17 protein-coding genes are annotated in these 18713 nt (G+C 49.4%); 15 read left to right on the top strand and 2 right to left on the bottom strand.

Going from position 1 to position 18713, the window contains the following annotated elements; translation table 11 throughout:
- Positions 1 to 11 precede the first annotated feature (11 nt).
- From HRQ63_RS19610 to HRQ63_RS19545, 14 genes are all read left to right on the top strand, one after another.
- Positions 12 to 827, top strand: a complete 816-nt coding sequence (locus tag HRQ63_RS19610; protein ID WP_172246931.1) for an MBL fold metallo-hydrolase — start codon at positions 12 to 14, stop codon at positions 825 to 827.
- A gap of 114 nt (positions 828 to 941) precedes the next feature.
- A complete protein-coding gene (locus HRQ63_RS19605) occupies positions 942 to 2171 on the top strand; it encodes a S1C family serine protease (RefSeq protein ID WP_172246850.1) in 1230 nt (409 codons plus the stop codon).
- A gap of 372 nt (positions 2172 to 2543) precedes the next feature.
- Positions 2544 to 2714 carry a CxxH/CxxC protein gene (locus HRQ63_RS19600; RefSeq protein WP_084778008.1) on the top strand — a complete coding sequence of 57 codons (171 nt, stop codon included), beginning with the start codon at positions 2544 to 2546 and terminating at the stop codon, positions 2712 to 2714.
- A 151-nt stretch (positions 2715 to 2865) separates the two neighbouring features.
- Complete coding sequence (locus tag HRQ63_RS19595; protein WP_172246849.1) at positions 2866 to 3933, top strand: YdcF family protein; 1068 nt, start codon at positions 2866 to 2868, stop codon at positions 3931 to 3933.
- A gap of 87 nt (positions 3934 to 4020) precedes the next feature.
- Positions 4021 to 4500 carry a transcription elongation factor GreA gene (greA, locus tag HRQ63_RS19590; RefSeq protein WP_172246848.1) on the top strand — a complete coding sequence of 160 codons (480 nt, stop codon included), beginning with the start codon at positions 4021 to 4023 and terminating at the stop codon, positions 4498 to 4500.
- 347 nt (positions 4501 to 4847) lie between these two features.
- Positions 4848 to 5327 carry a 23S rRNA (pseudouridine(1915)-N(3))-methyltransferase RlmH gene (rlmH, locus tag HRQ63_RS19585; protein WP_172246847.1) on the top strand — a complete coding sequence of 160 codons (480 nt, stop codon included), beginning with the start codon at positions 4848 to 4850 and terminating at the stop codon, positions 5325 to 5327.
- A gap of 118 nt (positions 5328 to 5445) precedes the next feature.
- Positions 5446 to 5676, top strand: a complete 231-nt coding sequence (locus HRQ63_RS19580; protein WP_172246846.1) for a hypothetical protein — start codon at positions 5446 to 5448, stop codon at positions 5674 to 5676.
- 676 nt (positions 5677 to 6352) lie between these two features.
- Positions 6353 to 10432 carry a helix-turn-helix transcriptional regulator gene (locus tag HRQ63_RS19575; protein ID WP_229714314.1) on the top strand — a complete coding sequence of 1360 codons (4080 nt, stop codon included), beginning with the start codon at positions 6353 to 6355 and terminating at the stop codon, positions 10430 to 10432.
- Positions 10433 to 10890: 458 nt separating this feature from the next.
- Entirely contained in the window at positions 10891 to 11244 is a 354-nt protein-coding gene (locus tag HRQ63_RS19570) for a DUF3291 domain-containing protein (protein ID WP_172246844.1), read from the top strand.
- Between the two features lie 36 nt (positions 11245 to 11280).
- Positions 11281 to 11907, top strand: coding sequence for a DUF2306 domain-containing protein (locus HRQ63_RS19565; protein WP_172246843.1), 627 nt, complete (start codon positions 11281 to 11283; stop codon positions 11905 to 11907).
- A gap of 146 nt (positions 11908 to 12053) precedes the next feature.
- Positions 12054 to 13151 (top strand): 5-methyltetrahydropteroyltriglutamate--homocysteine S-methyltransferase, encoded by a 1098-nt coding sequence (locus HRQ63_RS19560; RefSeq protein ID WP_172246842.1) that lies wholly within the window; start codon positions 12054 to 12056, stop codon positions 13149 to 13151.
- Positions 13148 to 14638, top strand: coding sequence for an aldehyde dehydrogenase family protein (locus HRQ63_RS19555; protein WP_172246841.1), 1491 nt, complete (start codon positions 13148 to 13150; stop codon positions 14636 to 14638). Before HRQ63_RS19560 ends, HRQ63_RS19555 begins: the two co-directional genes overlap by 4 nt.
- Positions 14639 to 14769: 131 nt before the next feature.
- Positions 14770 to 15717: a helix-turn-helix transcriptional regulator gene (locus tag HRQ63_RS19550; RefSeq protein WP_172246840.1), complete on the top strand. Its 948-nt coding sequence runs from the start codon at positions 14770 to 14772 to the stop codon at positions 15715 to 15717.
- A 72-nt stretch (positions 15718 to 15789) separates the two neighbouring features.
- Entirely contained in the window at positions 15790 to 16191 is a 402-nt protein-coding gene (locus HRQ63_RS19545; protein ID WP_172246839.1) for a VOC family protein, read from the top strand.
- 99 nt (positions 16192 to 16290) lie between these two features.
- On the opposite strand, the gene HRQ63_RS19540 is transcribed toward HRQ63_RS19545, so the two are convergent.
- Together HRQ63_RS19540 and HRQ63_RS19535 are read right to left on the bottom strand one after the other, a co-directional pair.
- Positions 16291 to 16950 carry a YczE/YyaS/YitT family protein gene (locus HRQ63_RS19540; RefSeq protein WP_172246838.1) on the bottom strand — a complete coding sequence of 220 codons (660 nt, stop codon included), beginning with the start codon at positions 16948 to 16950 and terminating at the stop codon, positions 16291 to 16293.
- A 103-nt stretch (positions 16951 to 17053) separates the two neighbouring features.
- The gene (locus HRQ63_RS19535) at positions 17054 to 17476 is read right to left on the bottom strand and encodes a tetratricopeptide repeat protein (protein ID WP_172246837.1); all 423 of its coding nucleotides are present in this window, start codon (positions 17474 to 17476) and stop codon (positions 17054 to 17056) included.
- Positions 17477 to 17661: 185 nt separating this feature from the next.
- Between HRQ63_RS19535 and HRQ63_RS19530 the strand changes: the two genes are divergently transcribed.
- Entirely contained in the window at positions 17662 to 18618 is a 957-nt protein-coding gene (locus tag HRQ63_RS19530) for a VanZ family protein (protein ID WP_172246836.1), read from the top strand.
- Positions 18619 to 18713: the final 95 nt, after the last annotated feature.

Here is an 18713-nt window from a genome sequence, read left to right as displayed (position 1 = left end):
CAACAATGAGTATGGGAATGCGTTTTACCGTGTTGTCGAGCGGATCGACGGGCAATGCGACCGTGATCGAGCTGGGCGGCACGACGATCTTGGTCGATGCGGGCCTCAGCGCCAGAAGAGTCGAAGAACTGCTGCGCGAACGCGAGGTGTCGCCGGAGCAGCTGAGCGGCATTCTGGTCACGCACGAGCACACGGATCATATCAAAGGCGTCGGCGCGCTCGCGCGCAAGTACAAGATGCCGATCTACGCGAACGAAAAGACGTGGGAAGGCATGAAAAAGTACGTCGGTCAGATCGAGCCGGAGCAGCGCAAAATTCTGGAAACCGGCGCGGCGATCGACTTCGGTTCGCTGAGAGCGGAATCGTTCGGCATCTCGCACGACGCGGCGGAGCCGGTCGGCTACACCTTCGACGACGGCATCCACAAGTTGAGCTTGGCGACCGATCTCGGCTACATGAGCGAAAAGGTCAAAGAAGCGATCTACGATTCCGACGTGCTGGTGCTCGAATCAAACCACGATATCGAGATGCTGCGCATGGGGCGCTACCCTTGGAACATCAAACGGCGCATCCTCAGCGACATCGGCCATTTATCCAACAACGCGGCGGGCGAAGCGCTCAGCGAGCTGCTGAACGGCCGCTTGAAGCGCACGTACCTGGCCCACCTCAGCCGCGACCATAACATGATGGATATCGCGAAAATGACCGTACGCTGCTCGATGGAAGATTGCGGCATTTTCTTCAAAGATAGCGAATTCGAACTGCGCGATACGTATTGGAACATGCCGACGCCGTGGGACGAGGTGGGCAGCAAAACGGGCGAATAACGATCAGCAGCGGGCTTTGGAAAAGGCGTCGTTATGCCGATAATCGGTTTAATGGATAGCAGGCAGGAAAAGGGCAAGAAAATGCGGCGCATACGGATGGAAGGATGAATGCACATGGGGCTGTTTGACGATGAATATTATGGCGGGAGCGGGAAAAGGCGCGGTTTCAGCGAACGCAGTCCTCGCCGAGGCCGGAGACGCTCCGGCGGTTACGAGTCTAACGGTCGCCGCTCCGGCGGTACGCGTGCCGTTGCTTTTAGCGCGATTCTCGCCTCGCTGCTTACGGCTCTGCTGCTCAGCGGCTTGTTCGCGGGTTTTGTCTTGCCGCGGATGAATACGACAGCCATCTCCGCAGGAGCCAATCCTTACGATCGAATCGTGCAGGCCGCGGCCGCCGTCCGACCTGCAGTGGTTAGCATCGTGAGCCACCGCACCGCGGGCGACACGTCGCCGGACAGCGCGGCACTGGGTTCGGGCGTGATTTTTCAAAAAGAAGGCGGCAAAGCGTACGTGATCACCAATCACCACGTCGTCGCGGACGCGGAAGAGCTGCAAGCCGTGCTGGTCGACGGAACAAGCCTAAAGGCGAAACTGGTCGGCTCCGACGTCATTACCGACGTAGCCGTGCTGGAGATCAGCAGCGCGAAAGTGGCCGCGATCGCGCAAATCGGCGATTCGGATACGTTGGATCTCGGCGAGACGGTAATCGCGCTCGGCAACCCGCTCGGCCTCGGCGATACGCTCACCTCCGGCATCGTGAGCTATCCGAAGCGGGTCATGCCCGTATCGCTGAACGAAGACGGCGTCTACGATTGGGAGCAGCAGGTCATCCAGACCGACGCCGCGATTAACGAAGGCAACAGCGGCGGAGCCCTGGTCGACCTCGACGGCCGGCTGATCGGCATCAACACCATGAAGATCGCCAGCACCGGCGTCGAAGGCATCGGCTTCGCCATCCCGATCAACCAAGTCATGAACACCGCCGAAGAGCTGCTGACCACCGGCAAAATCAGCCGACCTTACCTGGGCGTCTACTCCCTCGACCTGAATAACCCTTACGCCCCGATGGACGAGGAACAGGTCGAAGAACTGAAGCTGCCGAAAGAAGTCGAAAAAGGCGTCGTCGTCCTCGAATCCCTCGGCCCCGCCAAAGACGCCGGGATCAAGCTCAACGACGTGATCGTAGGCTTCGACAACCAATCGATCGATTCCACCCTTATGCTCCGCAAATACTTGTACGGCTACAAAAAGATCGGCGAAAAAATGACCATCAGCTACTACCGCGACGGCAAAAAACAAACGGCTACCGTGACCCTCGGCGAACGCCCGGAAGCGACACAGTGAGCGGCGAAAACTCGGGAGAAGAGAGTTTTCATGTAGAGATCGGCAAGCGGAAAATAAAACAAATCATAAAGTAGCTTGATCGTTAGATAGAAACGTAGTTCTATAATAGAAGTAATGAAATAATTCTCTTTTGTCTTAACGAGAGATTTTTCAAGAGTAAAGGCCGCGAGCGGAGGGAGAAATTCAGTGTAGTGCAGGCTTTTCGAAGAAAAGGCACTTCGGAAGCATATGCTATAAGTGTTCGCCTTTGCATTTAGGAAGCCTCCTTATAAAATTCCAATTCGGCTTCCTAAATGCAACACGCGACCGAAACGAATTTCTCCCGCAGCGTCTCCCCGGCCGGTTTACCCCAAAAAGTCAGGAGTGTTCTTATTGTACTGTGTCTGCAAGCAACACATCGAAACCGCGCTCGACGAATTTTTGAACGAATACGAAGACGCCGCGCCCGATCTCGTGAACCTCAAAGAAACCGAGTTCTCCGATTGGGACCCGCCGCTCAAATGCGCGCACTGCGAAGAGCCGGCCGAAGTGCTCGTCGTCTAATCCGGCTTCGGTGCTCCAAATGGCGCCGAGCCCTCATTTTCCGTAATCCAAATCATATGACCGACGGACGGGCCGCCCGCACGCTCCGGCAATGCCGGAACTCGCGAGCGGTCTTTTCGGCCGACGGAACGAAAGGGAGCTTTAAACCACGATGATCTTCCTTTTTAGCTATGGGCTGACCGCCCTTGTTTTGCTCGGTTTTGTTGTCTCGTACATGCGCGACAAGCGCCGGATCCGCGTCGGGATGCTGCTGACGTTCGGGCTGCTGCTGCTGGCGTTCTCCCTGATGATCAGCGTGATTCAAGTCGCCGACGACAATTCAACCGTTCGCTATGCTGCCGCGTTCGGAGCTCTCGGCTTGGTCGTGCTGCTGCCGCTGCTCGTGGTCGGTACGGGAGCCGGACTGATCTACAACGCGCGCATTTTATGGAGAAAAGAAGGACTCAAGCCCAAAAACCTGCTGACGCTCGGTCTGGGTTTGCTGATCTTCGTGTTTTTGGGTCTGATGATCACGTCGCCGCTATGGACCACAGACGGAAAACTTGCGCTGCCGATCGCGGTCGTTTCGACAATCACGGCTTATCTGGGCTTCGTTTTCCTCTGCTACCTCGTCTCGTCCGTGCTGTATAATCTGGTGCGCCCGCGCGTGCCGCGCGATTACATCGTCGTGCTCGGCGCGGGGCTCAAAGGCGACAAAGTCACGCCGCTGCTCGCCGGACGGCTGAATCGCGGCATTGCCTTTTACAAGAAACAAGAAGCCCTACCTTACGTACCGCCCAAATTCGTCGTCTCCGGCGGCAAAGGCTCGGACGAGATGATCTCCGAAGCCGCCGCCATGCGCAATTATTTGCTGGAGCAGGGGATACCGGACGAGTGGATCATTATGGAGGACAAGTCGGTGAACACGCTGCAAAACATGAAGTTTTCCAAAAAAATCATGGACGAGCAAAGCGGCGAAGGCCAGTACACGTGCGTGTTCGCGACCAACAACTTCCACCTGTTCCGGGCCGGCGTCTATGCGCGTCAAGCAGGGTTGCAGGCAGACGGGATCGGCTCGAAAACGGCCTTTTATTATCTGCCGAATGCGTTTATCCGCGAGTATATCGCCATTTTGACCATGTACCGCCGCTGGCATCTGTTTTTCATCGCGACGATCGTGTTGATGTATGCGGCGGCGGCCGGGCTGTTCTGGTGGGTAGAGCATACGGTGGACGTATAATTTGCCGAAACAAGCGAATAGGTCGATTGTTGGAGCAAAAAGGAGTACACTAGATAGATAAGAATTTGTAGTGAGGTGAGCGAAAGCATGGCAGAGGAAGAAGTAGTATTGACCCAAGAAGGATTCGACAAGCTCCAAGCGGAGCTCGACGACCTCAAATACGTGAAACGCAAAGAGCTGGCGGCGCGCATCAAGCTTGCGATCAGCTACGGCGACTTGAAAGAAAACAGCGAGTACCATTCGGCCAAGGACGACCAAGGTTTCATGGAGACGCGCATTATGATCTTGGAGAAAATGCTGACCAAAGCACGGATTGTGGATACAAGCGACAGTGATTCCAGCGCGATCGGCGTCGGCTCGAACGTGGTGTTGAAAGACATCGAGTTCGGCGATACGTTGGAGTACCAAGTGGTTGGACCAGCGGAAGCGGACGTGGCGAGCGGAAAGATCTCGTACGAAAGCCCGCTGGGTAAAGCCCTGATGGGCAAAGCGGTCGGCGACAAGATCGACGTCGAAGCGCCGATGGGTATGATTCATTACGAGTTGTTGGAGATTAAAGCGTTGTAAAGCGTGACGATGTAATAGGGAAAAGACGGTACTGCCCCAGCGTGGGAGCGGCGGCCGTCTTTTTTTGGTGGGCTGCTGGGCGGGGGCTAGCGTATAATGGAAATAATCCAGTACCCTTTCAACTCTTAATCAGAGGATTACGTTTGGCTGAAACCCACACGCTTTAGGTGGATTTCAGACGGGCGTAACCTTACTTTTAACGTTGACAAGGTACTAAGGGCTTGTCTCTCTTACATAGTAGGCTTACGTTTGTAAGAATCGCGTATGGTTTTAGTGCGAATCCTGCGGACGTAACCGTTCATTGGTTTGAGACAAGTCCTTATCATGAGCGGTACACGGGAGGATCTATGTTTATACAAATTATCGGAGTAGGGAAGTTGAAAGAAAAGTATCTGGTACAGGGCATCGCGGAGTACAGCAAGCGGCTGACGCCTTACATCAAGCTGCAAATCATCGAAGTGCCGGACGAGAAAGCGCCGGACAGCTTGAGCGATGCGGAAGTGAAGATCGTGAAGGATAAGGAAGGCGAGCGGATCTTGGGGCATATTAAGCCGGACGCCCACGTGATCGCGTTGGCACTGGACGGGAAGATGTGGAGTTCGGAAGATCTGGCGTCGGAGTTGGATAAGCTTGGGACTTACGGGAGCAGCCATGTGGTCTTCGTGATCGGCGGGAGTCATGGGATTAGCGACGACGTGCTGAAGCGTGCGCAGCAGAAGCTGTGTTTCGGGAAAATGACCCTGCCGCATCAGTTGATGAGGTTGGTGTTGGTGGAGCAGGTGTATCGGGCGGTGAAGATTAATCGTGGGGAACCGTATCATAAGTAGGGCGAAATTTTAGGATGAAAAGCTTTTAAAGAAAGGAACATCAACATACAAAATAATAAATTTATGATTCAATAAATTACAAATTGGGTATAATAAGATTGATTGTAATATTAGGGGAGTGGCATTTCCTGTAGGGTTCAACTCCCTACTGCCGTTGCTTAATCTTCTTCTTGTCCTTTCTACACTGATCGGTGTTAAATATTTCATCATTGATGTAGCCGATGGTTGTGAACTAAGAGGAGGAATGCCTATGAAATCAAAATCTTATAGCTTTGGTATTTCAGCAATAAAAACAGTTTGGACAGTGATGACAGGTGTGGCAGCGACAATGTGGTATGGGCTGCCCTAATAATACAATCAATTTTTCATCTTCAAATTATTTATATCCTTATATTAAGAAGGGGCTTCCTATTAACTAGGGAAGCCCCTTCTACTTTTTTCTCTCATCCAGTGTAATCCTCATTACAATCAAATGCAGCAACATCTTACATTAGACAGAGGGCGACCTTCTCGGTAATTTTTTGAACCTTTCCATCAAAGATCAGACACACTCCTAAGGAATTGACTCTCATTAATTATCTCAAGCCTTTGCCTCCAGATTCGACCTCCGTCTCAGCCCCACATGCAGCTCTTCATTTAGTTCTGTAAACCGCTCACCGAACAGTGCTCAATCAACTTCATTCATCCTCGAAACAATTACCTTTAAAACTGAAGGATTCTCGGCGATATTTCTAGCTTACGAAGACTGTTAGTGTAACTATATAGCTGGCTACACATGTAATACATACTGGTGACTTTCGTACCATCCTTTATCTTGTTGAGATGGACTTAAACAAATTTCTTCAAAGCATATGATCTGTAGCTTATAGATGATTGAAGCACATCAACAAAAGTATCTAAGAGGAAGCATAATTTATTTTATTTAGGAACATATGTTTGTATTGTGTTGATGGACACAATACACTAAAATGAAGAAGTAATCTACTAATGTTTTAATCATAAAGGAGGAGATTAGATTGAGTAGTGTGAACGATGAGCAGAAAAAGGAGTTAGGACGGTATATCAAGGAAAACGTTATTCCAAAGGGTATGGCTGTAACGGAAGCAGCTAAATTATTGTCTGTAGGGCGTTCAACTCTTTCTAACCTTCTCAATGGACATACCACTCTTTCTGTCGATATGGCTGCTAAAATGGAGCGTGCTTTTGGAGTAGATGCTAAAGAGCTAATGCAAATGCAGACTAGCTATGACAAGGAGAACGTTCGAACTAGAGGCGTAGCCTCTGTAGCTAAAACATATGTTCCACCATTTTTACAGCTCAAAGCTAATGATATTGAACAATGGGCTTCATCTACGAACACAGCACGTATGCGTCTGGCAGTGTTTTTAAGAACATTAGTTAACTCTACAGGACTAGGAATCCAAAAAGTTGACTTTCCTGGGAATGATGATGCTGAGCGCCCTGGATGGGATGGATTTATTGAGGCTCAAGACGGTACTCCATGGGTGCCTAAAGGAAAGTCAGGATGGGAATTTGGTGTCAATGCTGATCCCCGAACAAAAGCAAATAAGGACTATAAAAAAAGCTTAGGTCAATCAACCTCTGAGGAAAGAGCTGAGACTACTTTTGTTTTCGTAACTACAAGGCGGTGGCCAGGAAAAATAGCTTGGAGAAATGAGCATGCCATTTTAAATGATTGGAAAGATGTGATAGTACTTGATTCCAGTGATTTGGAACAATGGTTAGAGCAATCTGTTTCTGCACAAGCTTGGCTTGCTAACGAAATGTCAATCCCAGCTCAAGGTGTAAAGTCGTTAGATCGATGTTGGGAAGAGTGGATTGCTGATAGTGAGCCTGAGCTTTCAGAAGTCCTTTTTGAAGAGGCGATTGAGAATTTTAAAAACAATACAGCTATACAGAGCAAATTTGCTTCAAAGCAATCTGTAATTATTCATAGTGACTCTACAGAAGAAGCTTTAGCATTTTTAAGTTGTTTATTCTCTCATAATAATCCTGAACTTGTTTCTTTCCGTGATCAAATAGCGGTATTTACTAAAAAAGACGTATTACCGAACCTAGCTATAAAACCCTTGAATATGATAGCTGTAATAACAGACCGAGATGTAGAACGTGAATACGCTACTTATAGGAAAAACTTAAATTCCATCATTGTATATCCTAAAAATGCTACAAATGCTAAAGCAGATTTAGTATTAGAGCCTTTGAGTGATCAGGCGTTTCAAAAGGCTCTAGAAAGTATGGGTTACAACAGAGACGAAGCGCGACAATTAGGTAGAGAGTCTGGACGATCTTTAACTGTGTTAAGACGTAGATTGTCTAAGTTAGAAGCAATCCGTACACCACAATGGATGGAAGATCCTACGGTCTCTGACATTCTTTCAACCTTTCTTTTCGCTGGAACGTGGAATGCTAACAATAATGCGGATAGGGCTATTCTTTCACTTCTTACAAATGATATGGAATACGAAGAAATTGAAAAAGAATTTGGAAAGCTATTAATTTTAAGTGATAGCCCTGTATGGTCTATTGGCCATTTGCGAGGGATGGTTTCAAAAATTGATACCCTGTATGCTCTTAATAAAAAGATCACTTGGGAAAATATTAAATGTTTTTTGGATATAGCAGAGTTAATTCTTGATGAAGATGATCCTGCTTTGGATCTTCCAGAAGATCAGCAATGGGCTGCAAATATATATGATAAAACTAGAGAATGCTCTTCTGTACTTCGAGAGAACGTGGCGGAGTCAGTACTTCTGCTTGCAATACATGGGAATGACTTGTTTGAAGAAAGATATGGACACAATATAGAGTATGAAGTTGGGAAAGTGATTAAAAAGGTTTTAACTCCACTGACGTTAAGAAAGCTAAAGGCTCAGTCGAATGAACTTCCAGTATATGCTGAAGCGGCGCCAGATACATTTCTTAACATACTAGAGAAAGATTTGCTTTCTGGGTCGCCAGAGCTACTTAAATTGATGGAGCCTGTTCCGTCGGGGCTATTTGCACGAAGTTCAAGGACAGGATTACTGTGGGCCTTAGAGAGCATCGCATGGTCCCCTCAATATCTCAGGAGAGTAGTTCGTATTCTTGCAAAGTTAGCACAAACCAAAATAGAAGATAACTTATCGAATAAGCCAATAGCAAGCCTACAATCTATTTTCCGTTCTTGGATGCCTCAAACTACAGCTCCACTAGAGTTAAGAATGTCAGCACTTGAACATCTAGCCAAGGATTACCCCGATATTGCTTGGACGATTTGTATCCAAGAAATTAACGAAGTATCAATGATCGGTACGTATAATTACAAACCACGTTGGCGGACGGGAGCGAATGGAAAAGGTGAACCTGTTCAACATGAAGAAAGAAGAGCTTTTCTGCTGAAGGCCTTTGAACTAACACTTTCTAGGAATCCTCAAAATGTTACTACGCTTGGAGATCTTGTTGCTTGTGCTGCACATATCCCGTCAGAGTATTCAGATCAAATATGGAGTCTTATAGAAAAGTGGAGTTCTACCGCATCAGATGATGATAAATCTATTTTACGTGAAAAAATCCGAGTTAATGCATTTTCTCGTCGTGCTAAGAAGAAAGAGGCGAATGCTATTGATGCTGGCTCTTCCGCCCGTAAAATACATGCTATGCTAGAGCCGAAAAATATAGTTATCCGACATGAATGGTTATTTAAAAAGCAATGGGTTGAAGAATCTTATGAAGAATTAGAAGACGATTTAATCGAGGATTATAGAGAACGTTTAGATAAAATCGAAATAATGAGAAAAGAAGCTCTTACTGAAGTGTTACTAAAAAAAGGGATTGAGGGAATATATAATTTAGCATCTCGAGGAGAGTGCGCTTCGCTTATAGGGGATTTAATTCCAGATATACTTGAGGCAAAAGAGTTATTGGGATTTGCTGAAGGGATTTTAGACTTAGGGCCATTAGAGAATTCGCAAATACGTCAGTCGATACTTTCGGGATTTATGCATAGAGTAGTCTATAAAAATAGAGAGAATATAGTATTAGAGCTAATTAAAAGTCGTGACTTGGAAGAAGCCACAGAGTTGTTATTAAAAGCTCCTTTCAGTAAAAAAATTTGGGACATGCTTAAACTAATGGATAAAAGAGTTCAAGAGCAATATTGGAAGAAGGTTTCTCCTACAATTTTCAGGGGAGAAGATTTGGACGATTTGCAATATGCTATTAATCGGTTACTAGCAGTAGGACGACCAAAAGCAGCTTTTGCGCATATTCAATATGATTTTGAACGTATTCCTGTCCGAACTTTATTTAAAATCGTAGAAGCAATCATTTTAAGCGATAAAAGTTCTAGCGAATCGTATCAATTAAATCAACATAGTATTGCAGAGGTTTTTAAATTACTCACGCAAAGTGGGGAATTCTCGACAGAGCAAATGATAGAGCTTGAGTTTCCCTTCATTAAAATTTTAGCTTATGAAGGTGTTGGTATTCCTAACCTTGAAAAATACATTGAATCTAATCCGGAGTTTTTTGTTCATGTGTTAGCATTAGCTTATAAAAGGGCAGATGATAAAGAAGATCCAGAAGGATGGCATGCTCAGGATGTAGAAACTGAAGTGGAAAGGGCTAAAGTGGCATATCATCTTTTAGAAAATTTGTCATCGATACCAGGACATAATGAAAAAGAGGAACTTGATCCGGAAAAAATAAAAAGTTGGGTTCAAAGGGTTCGTGAATTATCAGAAGAGGTTTCACGTGGAGATGTATGTGATAATTGTTTGGGAAAATTGTTCTCTAAGTCGCCTTGTGGAGAAGATGGGGTGTGGCCTTGTGAGCCTGTTCGTGAGGCAATAGAAGATATTATAACTGAAAGTTTTTCGAGTGGGGTAATGGCAGGTTTTTATAATGCTCGAGGTGTTCATTGGCGTGGAGAAGGTGGAGATCAGGAGCGAGAACTATCTAAAAAGTACGATAGGTGGGCTGACCTACTAGAATATCATTATCCTAGAATTGCTGATATACATCGAAAAATGGCAAAATCTTATGAATTTGATGCGGCCCATGAAGATAGATCAGCTAAAATCAAAGGACGTTTGATACATTAAGATTGAAAGAGGTTTTTTATATAACTTACTTGAATATTCAAGAATTACTTTAACCTTTCTATTTCGCTCTATAACCGATACGCTGAACCGTATCATAAGCAAGGCGAGCTTTTAAGAATTATCGCACATATAGTGACTACAAAATATGCTAGAACTATTATTCTGACAACAAACAATCCTTTCAGAGTTTTAGATGAGACTCCGGCCGAATTTTTTAGATATCCTCCGATTAGAACTATCATAAGGTGGCGTCAGGACCGGCAGTAGTTGAAGCGAAACGCATACCCAAACAGCTTTTCAATTTCCGCAGGCATACAGCCTAGCGGATTTTTTTTATTAAGCGACCAAATCCGTCGAATCAGGCAAAAACGCCGACGAAAAAGGCAAAGACCGCCGTATTCGATCCGCTATACTTATATGAATCGAGAATCAATATTTCGTAGAAGGTGGCGATTCCATTGTTGATATCAGTGACACGGTTGCGAGTGAAGGGGATATGGGCGCTGCCGTTTTTTATTTACCATATCGTTCGATCAACCAAGCAGATGAACACGGCCTCCGGCTTGCTGCATTCCGACCTCACGCGCGACGGTTGGCGAGTAGGCTGGACGATGTCGGTATGGGAGAACAAGGAGCGCATGTTGGAATACCGGAATCGTGGCAATCATGCCAAGGCGATGCGGATCGCGCGCCGAATCGGAGATGAATCCGAAGCTGTTCGTTGGGATGCCGATAACATTCCGAACTGGGAAGAAGCCAAGACCCGTTTGCATCAAAAGTACGGCAGGAAACTAGACCCACACAAGTCGTGAATGGTTTCCCTACAGCCACGAAGGAGGATCATTCCTATGGCAAATAAAAAGACTCGTACACTCGTGTTCATTTTCGCGTTTTTGATTGCCGGATACGCGATTGTTCAGTATGGCGTTCTTGAAGCAGGTAATGCCGGACTCGTCTCTTTCAAATTGCAGAAGCCTGATTTTGAACTACAACCATGGATCTATGTGCTATACGCCCATATTTTCACCGCGGTATTCGCCTTGGTTATCGGACCTTTTCAACTATTTATCAAGCCGACAAAAGCCAGAAAGCGTCGGCATCGCCTAATGGGATACGGATATGTTTTTTCAATCATCGTAAGCGGGATCGTGAACGTGTATTTATCCCTTTTTGCGACAGGAGGTTGGGTTTCGGGGCTCGGGTTCATGTCACTCGATGTCCTGTGGGTTGCGACCACGCTTATTGCGACGAGGAAAATTATAGCCAAAGACATTTCAGGTCATCGAACATGGATGCTTCGCAGTTATGCGCTTACTTTTTCAGCTGTCACGCTGCGGATTTTGTTAGCGCCGCTGGCTTTTCTATTAGGCGATTTCGAGGCGGCGTTTCGGGTCGTCGCTTGGGCTTGTTGGATCCCCAATCTACTCGTTATAGAAGCCGTTATTGCCACAATGAGGTTGCGGCAGCGACAATGATTCACGACGGTCAAAGTGGCTCCTGAAGACTATACGAGCCCAGCTATCACCCAACCATATGACTAGACATGTTTTTTTCCTATAACAAGCATCCTCTCCTCCCATGGTATACTCATGAGAACAAAAAGCCAGAAGGAGCACTTCATATGATCCCATTCCGACACGACCATGTAGGCAGCTTTCTACGCCCTGCGAACTTGACCCAGGCGCGCGAACAATATAGATCCGGCAGCATCACGCACGACGAACTAAGAGCGGTGGAAGACCAAGAAATCATCCGCATCATTGAAAAGCAAAAGGAAAACGGCGTACTCGCGGTCACGGACGGCGAACTGCGCAGAAGCTGGTGGCATTTCGACTTCTTGGGCGGCCTGGACGGCGTCGAGCTGTACGAGCAAATCGACGGTCCGAAGTTCCATAATATGCAGACGCGCAAAGGCGGCCTTCGCGTGGATGGCAAAGTCGATTTCTCTACGCATTCGTTCGTGGAAGACTTTAAGTTCGTGCAGCAGCACGCGGGTGATACCGTAGCGAAACAGACTATCCCGAGCCCGAACATGCTGCTGTATCGCTTGGAAAACGGAGCCAACACTTATTACACGGACCATGAGGCGTTCATTCAGGACACAATCGCCGCGTATCAAAAAGCGATCCAAGCCTTCTACGATGCGGGATGCCGTTACCTGCAATTGGACGATACCGCTTGGGCGGACCTCTTCTCGGAAGCCGGTCACGACAAGCTGCGTGCCAAAGGCATGGATCCCGCGCAAGAGTTGAAAACGATGCAGCGCATGATCAACGAATCGTTGGCGAACAAGCCGGCCGATCTCGTGGTCACGATGCACATCTGCCGCGGCAACTACAAATCGAACTATTTCTCCACGGGCGGCTACGATTACGCGTCCGAGGTGATCTTTGGTGGCCTGGACGTAGACGGATTATTCCTGGAATTCGACGACGAGCGCTCCGGCGGTTTCGAATCGCTCAAACACGTCAACCGCAAAGACCTGAAAATTGTGCTGGGTCTGCTTACATCCAAAACAGGCGAGCTGGAAGACAAAGAACAAATCAAAGCCCGGATCGCGGAAGCGGCCACTTACGTTCCTCTAGAGCAGCTGTGCTTGAGCCCGCAGTGCGGATTCTCGTCGACAGAAGAAGGCAATATTCTGACGGAAGACCAACAATGGCGCAAACTTCGTTATGTAAAAGAAATTGCGGAAGAAGTTTGGAGGGATATCCAATGACAACTCAAGCCAGCCCGGAAGCCATTACCGTTGAAGCGTTGATTAACGGCCAGAACGTAAAATCCCTTTCTCAATCAGCCAAAGAGAATCCGACCCACCCGACCGAGATCGTGGGCTACTTCCCGGACACGACGAAAGAACAAGCCGTTGAAGCCATCGAAGTGGCGGCGGTTGCTTTTAAAACGTGGAAGAAAACCGATATCGAGGAACGCGTGGCCAGCATGCGCAAAGCGATCGAGAAGATCCGCGCAGCCGAGAACGAGATCGTGAATTTGCTGTCCAGAGAACACGGCAAACCTCTGTACGATGCGCACGGCGAGGTCTATGTGGCTTTAATGTGGATGGAGTTTGCTTGCAGCGAAGCAGCCGCAGCTCTTCAAGAGCAGGTCACCGAACACGATCACGGAAAAACGATCCTGTCTTACGATCCGATCGGCGTCGTGGCCGCGATCAGCCCATGGAACTATCCGATCGCGTTGTCCACGATCAAGATCGCTCCGGCCTTACTGGCGGGCAACACGATCGTGCTGAAGCCAAGTCCGTACGCTCCTCTCGCGGCAGCGAAGGTAGCGGAGATCATCGCAAGCGAGTTCCCGGCTGGCGTGATCAACGTGGTGCATGGCGGTGCGGACGTGGGCGTTGAACTCACGACGAATCCTAAAGTGACGAAAATCGCCTTCACGGGCGGAACCGAAACGGCCAAGCATATCATCAAAGCCGCTTCGGACACGATCAAAGACATGACGCTGGAGCTTGGCGGCAATGACGCGGCGATCTTCCTGGAGAGCTTTGACGTGAACGACGAGCGCGCGATGCGCCGGATCGTCGTGTCCAACTTCTTGACGACAGGTCAGATCTGCATGATCGCCAAACGCGTCTATGTCCACCGTTCGATCTATGATGCGTTCGTGGAAAAATATATCGAAGCGGCAAACCGTTGGATTCGCATCGGCGATCCGTTTGACCCCAATACGACGGTAGGTCCGGTCAACAACCTGAAGCAAAAAGAGTACGTACTGAGCTTGGTCGAAGACGCGAAGCAGCGCGGAGCGAAGGTCACTCCGCTCGGCACGATTTTGGATCAGAAGCTGTTCGATCAAGGATACTACCTCCAGCCTACGCTGGTTACGGGCTGCGACGCGCATGATCGGATCGTCGTGGAAGAGCAGTTCGGCCCTACCGTTCCGATTCTGCCATTCGACGATGAAGATCAGGTAATCAATCTCCACAACGAAAGCATCTACGGACTGACAAGTTCCGTGTGGGGCAGCGAAGCAGAGGCGATCTCCGTCGCGCGTCAGCTCGAAGCCGGAACGACCATGATCAACACCGCTGCCGTTCAGGGACTGGACGTTCGCTTCCCGTTCGGCGGTTTCAAGCAGTCCGGCATCGGCCGCGAATACGGCACGGAAGGCATCCGCACGTATACGGAACCGCATGTGATCAATGTGCCGAACATGCTGGATCTTCCTTATATTCCTGAATAAAAACGATACGCCAATACTCCGCTCTGTTGACTGATTCGCAAGAATCGGTAAGCAGAGCTTTTTATCTGAAGAAGATCCGCTTGATTCGATGGGATGAACGAAACGAATAAATGAAATTAAAAGGAGCACACGTGAACAAAACCGACCGCCTGCTCGCCATCGTCTTGGAACTGCAAGCCAGAAGAGCCGTACGCGCCGAGGACCTGGCTGCATTATTCGAAACCAGCGTCAGAACCATTTATCGGGATATCCAGGCGCTGAGCGAAGCCGGAGTTCCGATCATAGGAACCACGGGCCGGGGCTATTCATTGGTCGAGGGTTACTTCCTGCCTCCGATTCGCTTCACGATCGAGGAGGCCGTGACCTTGCTGATCGGAACGGAGTTCATTGAGCAGCAATTCGACGAGGAATACCGCCACAGAGCCCGTCTAGCACGAAAGAAAATCGAGGTTACGCTATCCGACCGCGTTCGAGACGAGACTTCGCGCGTCCATCAATCGCTGAGATTGCTCGCTCCCGGCAAGCGGTCGGATTCGTCGTCGGAAAAAGAAAACCTCAACAACATCCGCCGAGCCATCTTGGACAGAAAGAAAATCCGCTTCGGTTATACGAAAAAAACGAGCCCGGCTGCGGAGAGCGCCTACAGCAAAAGAACCGTCGATCCTTACGGACTGGTACTTGTCGAAGGATCTTGGATGCTGGTCGCCCGATGCGATCTGCGGCAGGGCATCCGTCATTTTCGATTGTCCCGAATGGAGGAGCTGACCGAGCTGGAAGAGCCTTTTGAATACCCGGACGATTTCGATCTAAAAGAGTATGTCCCTTCGGACGATCGCTTTTTGACCGTAACGCTTCGTTTCAACCCGAGCCTTGCGGACAAGGTTAAACAGTCGAATTTTCCGTACATTGAGGAAATGAACGAGCATCCGGACGGCTTGGATACATTGCTGCGCGCTCGTCAACCGGATGATCTGCTGCAATGGGTACTGGGCTGGGGCGCAGGCGTCGTGGTGTTGGAACCGGAGTCGTTTCGGCAGCGAGTCCGGGAAGAAGCATGCAAAATTCTTGAACGTTACTGACATGATGTTGTCAGTAACGTTTTTTATGATGAGAATTGTCAGTCGATCTGAACAACGAAAGGATGATCCTTCATGAATTTTGCATCCGTACGTATCATTACCGACCACGTTGACCACCTCGCCTCGTTCTACGAGCAAGTCACGGGAATTACGGCAGAGCGCCCCGCTCCCGTATTCGCCGAGATCGTCCTGCCGTCCGGCACGCTCGCAATCGGGCACACCCAGACTGCGCAGCTATTCGGAACGGACGCCGCGGTCGCAGCCCATAACCGTTCGATGATCGTCGAGTTCCGCGTGAAAGACGTCGAAGCCGAATATGTGCGCCTGAAGCCGCTGATCGAAGACTGGGTGCAGGAGCCGACGACGATGCCTTGGGGGAACCGCTCGATCCTGTTCCGCGATCCCGACGGTAACCTCGTTAATTTGTTCCAGCCTGTAAGCGAAGCGGCGATCGAACGGTTCAGAGATCGATAGCAGAACCTTTCCGCATGCAAATAACCCTATCGCCTGCTGCGTCATAAGCGGCAGCGCGATAGGGTGCGAAGCGGTTGACCTATAATGTTCGTTCGGCATTTAAGAGCTTACCGTTTTTGGAGGTGCATTTTTTCCGGCCAAAAGTTTTTCCGTGAAATACACGTTGAAGAAATGAATGATCGGTCCCAAGCCGATCATGCAAACCAGCGTCCCCAGCCCGATAATGCCTCCGAACAAGAAACAAATCAGCGCGCACAGAGCGTCGGTGAACATGCGGTGCCAGAAATAGCTGACTCGCGGGAAGCGATCTCTCATCAGCAGCGACAGAGCGTCGTAAGGCGCGATGCCGACGTTGGAGGTCTGATACAGGGATACCCCGAAGCTGCATACGACGACGCCGATCGCCACCGTCACCACGCGCTGCCACAGCAGTTGGGGTTCGCCCAGCGCGTCGATCCAGATATCGTAAAAGAACGTCGCGAAGTAACCGAGGAATACAGCGTTTACAATCGTACCGGCTCCGATAAAGCGGCGTCCCCAAATCAGCTGCACCGCGAACAAGGACAGGTTGAGCAGGATCAGAAAGCGGGCATATACGATTCCGCTCGTATCCGCCAAAGCCATCACCATACCGCTGAAAGGATCGTTCCCCAAGCCTGAAAGTTTGAAAATGCTTATTCCCATACCCAAAAAAATATTGCCGATCAGCATGATGGTCAATCGTTTCGGATCGGCTAGCGTGGTCAAAAATCCCTTCATATGAACCGTCCCATCGTCAGATTGTCATTTTTGTCCAGTGTGAATAACGACGCCATTATATCACAGGTTCCGCGGCCGAAGCTGTACCGTTTTTCCCGGTCGGTCAAATCCGCATCCTTGTCTCCAAAAACTCCAAATATTTCGGATCATCTTCCATAAAAATTTCGATGCCGCCGCCCATATAGGCACGACTTAACTCGTCCGCCGCTTTGTCGAAATTCTCCTGCTCGTAATAGACCTGCCCCAGCCGAAGATGGATATACGGATTGCCTAGCCCTTTCGGACACTGGACGGCATTGAAAAAACATTTGAACGCCTTTTCGAAATGGTTCGTCTTATAATGCACGTCGCCCAGCGCAACGTAAATCCAGGTCGCGGCTTCCCATTCCCGGGCAGGGTCGGGCAATAAACGGAGCGCGGCCAGATACTGCTGTTTGGCGGTTTCAAGGTCGCCTGCTTTCGCCAGTTCGTCGCCTTGTCGGCACAGCGTCTGGATAGCGGAGTAAGTGAAGTCTGAGAGCTGCACGATATTCCTCCTGTTCGGTCGGGATATGAATTCGTTTCGGTCAAAATCTTTCCATTAAAAGTCTAACCGACTTTCCTGCCGATTTATAGGTGATTAACCGATACATTTTTCCGGTTCGAACCGTCTTCCTGACGCTGCGGATTCCGCTTCATAACTCACAACCACAGCCCAAAGGAGATTTTTTGATGACTTCGATAATCCGGCACCGCCTTTTGAACGCAGCCGCCGCTTTTTATTTCGCGCTGCTGTTATACTTCCTCTTCTTCGGATTCGGCCGTTCGGAAAAAGCGGCGAAAGGCGTTTATTTGTACAACTTGTCGCTTGAGGCGATCGCGCCTTTCCGCTTCGCCGGCCTGCTTCATAATCCGTTCATGCTGTTTCAACTGGGCAATTATCTGGCTTTCATCCCCTGCGGTCTGCTGCTGCCGATGCTGATCCGTTGGGGGCCGTTGAAGCTGATCGGAACTTTTTTGGTCGGCAATCTGCTGGTCGAAACGCTTCAACTGCTTACGGGACTCGGGAGATTCGATATCAACGACGTCGTGCTGAATACATCGGGTTTCCTGACCGGTTATGCGGCGTGGGTGATCGGCAAATACCTGGGCGGCGCCGTATTCGGCTTTAAACGAATCGCGTATACGGCTGCTTCCGCGCTGCTGCTCGCATCGATTTTCTTGGCAGCTCCTTCGGCGGCAGAGCGGATGGTTCAGCGATACGCGGAAGCCGGCGAGATCGCTTTGGAGAACCTGCAGCCTTCGGAAGGAACGGTGAGGTGGGAGAAGGTTCCCGCCGGTCTTGAGCAGACGGGCGCGGCCGACGATCCTTACGCGCCCAAGCTGCACGCTTGGTCGGGCGAAGGCACGGAGACGCTGCATTACGAGCTGGAAGGCGGCTATATCCGCTTTCAGGCGTACGGAACCGTAGAAGGAGGGACAGGCGGCGGCATGACGTTTATCGTCGACGGCGAACCGGTCTACGAATTTTCTTTTCAAGGCGCTGACGGCGATATTTTCGATACGGAAAAAGTCGAGTTCGACGTTCGGAACGCGCGGGAGCTTACGATCGAATTGAGCCGTCCGGAGGACGGTTCGAACGGAAGCGTGCTTTTGTGGGAAGCCGGACTCGTCGAACGCAAGCGCTGATTTTCCCGCTCGAAGCCGGAACGACACGGACGAAAGAAGAATTCGGATTTGCGCGTTCGACGTCCAGGCTTAAAATTTCTTCGTCGCTCACAAGA

Origin of the sequence: Saccharibacillus endophyticus (assembly GCF_013185185.1) — a bacterium.
GTDB lineage: Bacteria > Bacillota > Bacilli > Paenibacillales > Paenibacillaceae > Saccharibacillus > Saccharibacillus endophyticus.
This window is presented reverse-complemented; position numbering and strand designations above follow the sequence as displayed.

Excerpts from the sequence above, each read along its gene's own strand:
- HRQ63_RS19610 (WP_172246931.1), top strand. The coding sequence starts at position 12 with ATGGGAATGCGTTTTACCGTGTTGTCGAGCGGATCGACGGGCAATGCG.
- HRQ63_RS19605 (WP_172246850.1), top strand. The coding sequence starts at position 942 with ATGGGGCTGTTTGACGATGAATATTATGGCGGGAGCGGGAAAAGGCGC.
- HRQ63_RS19595 (WP_172246849.1), top strand. The coding sequence starts at position 2,866 with ATGATCTTCCTTTTTAGCTATGGGCTGACCGCCCTTGTTTTGCTCGGT.
- greA (WP_172246848.1), top strand. The coding sequence starts at position 4,021 with ATGGCAGAGGAAGAAGTAGTATTGACCCAAGAAGGATTCGACAAGCTC.
- rlmH (WP_172246847.1), top strand. The coding sequence starts at position 4,848 with ATGTTTATACAAATTATCGGAGTAGGGAAGTTGAAAGAAAAGTATCTG.
- HRQ63_RS19565 (WP_172246843.1), top strand. The coding sequence starts at position 11,281 with ATGGCAAATAAAAAGACTCGTACACTCGTGTTCATTTTCGCGTTTTTG.
- HRQ63_RS19560 (WP_172246842.1), top strand. The coding sequence starts at position 12,054 with ATGATCCCATTCCGACACGACCATGTAGGCAGCTTTCTACGCCCTGCG.
- HRQ63_RS19555 (WP_172246841.1), top strand. The coding sequence starts at position 13,148 with ATGACAACTCAAGCCAGCCCGGAAGCCATTACCGTTGAAGCGTTGATT.
- HRQ63_RS19545 (WP_172246839.1), top strand. The coding sequence starts at position 15,790 with ATGAATTTTGCATCCGTACGTATCATTACCGACCACGTTGACCACCTC.
- HRQ63_RS19540 (WP_172246838.1), bottom strand. The coding sequence starts at position 16,950 with ATGAAGGGATTTTTGACCACGCTAGCCGATCCGAAACGATTGACCATC.
- HRQ63_RS19530 (WP_172246836.1), top strand. The coding sequence starts at position 17,662 with ATGACTTCGATAATCCGGCACCGCCTTTTGAACGCAGCCGCCGCTTTT.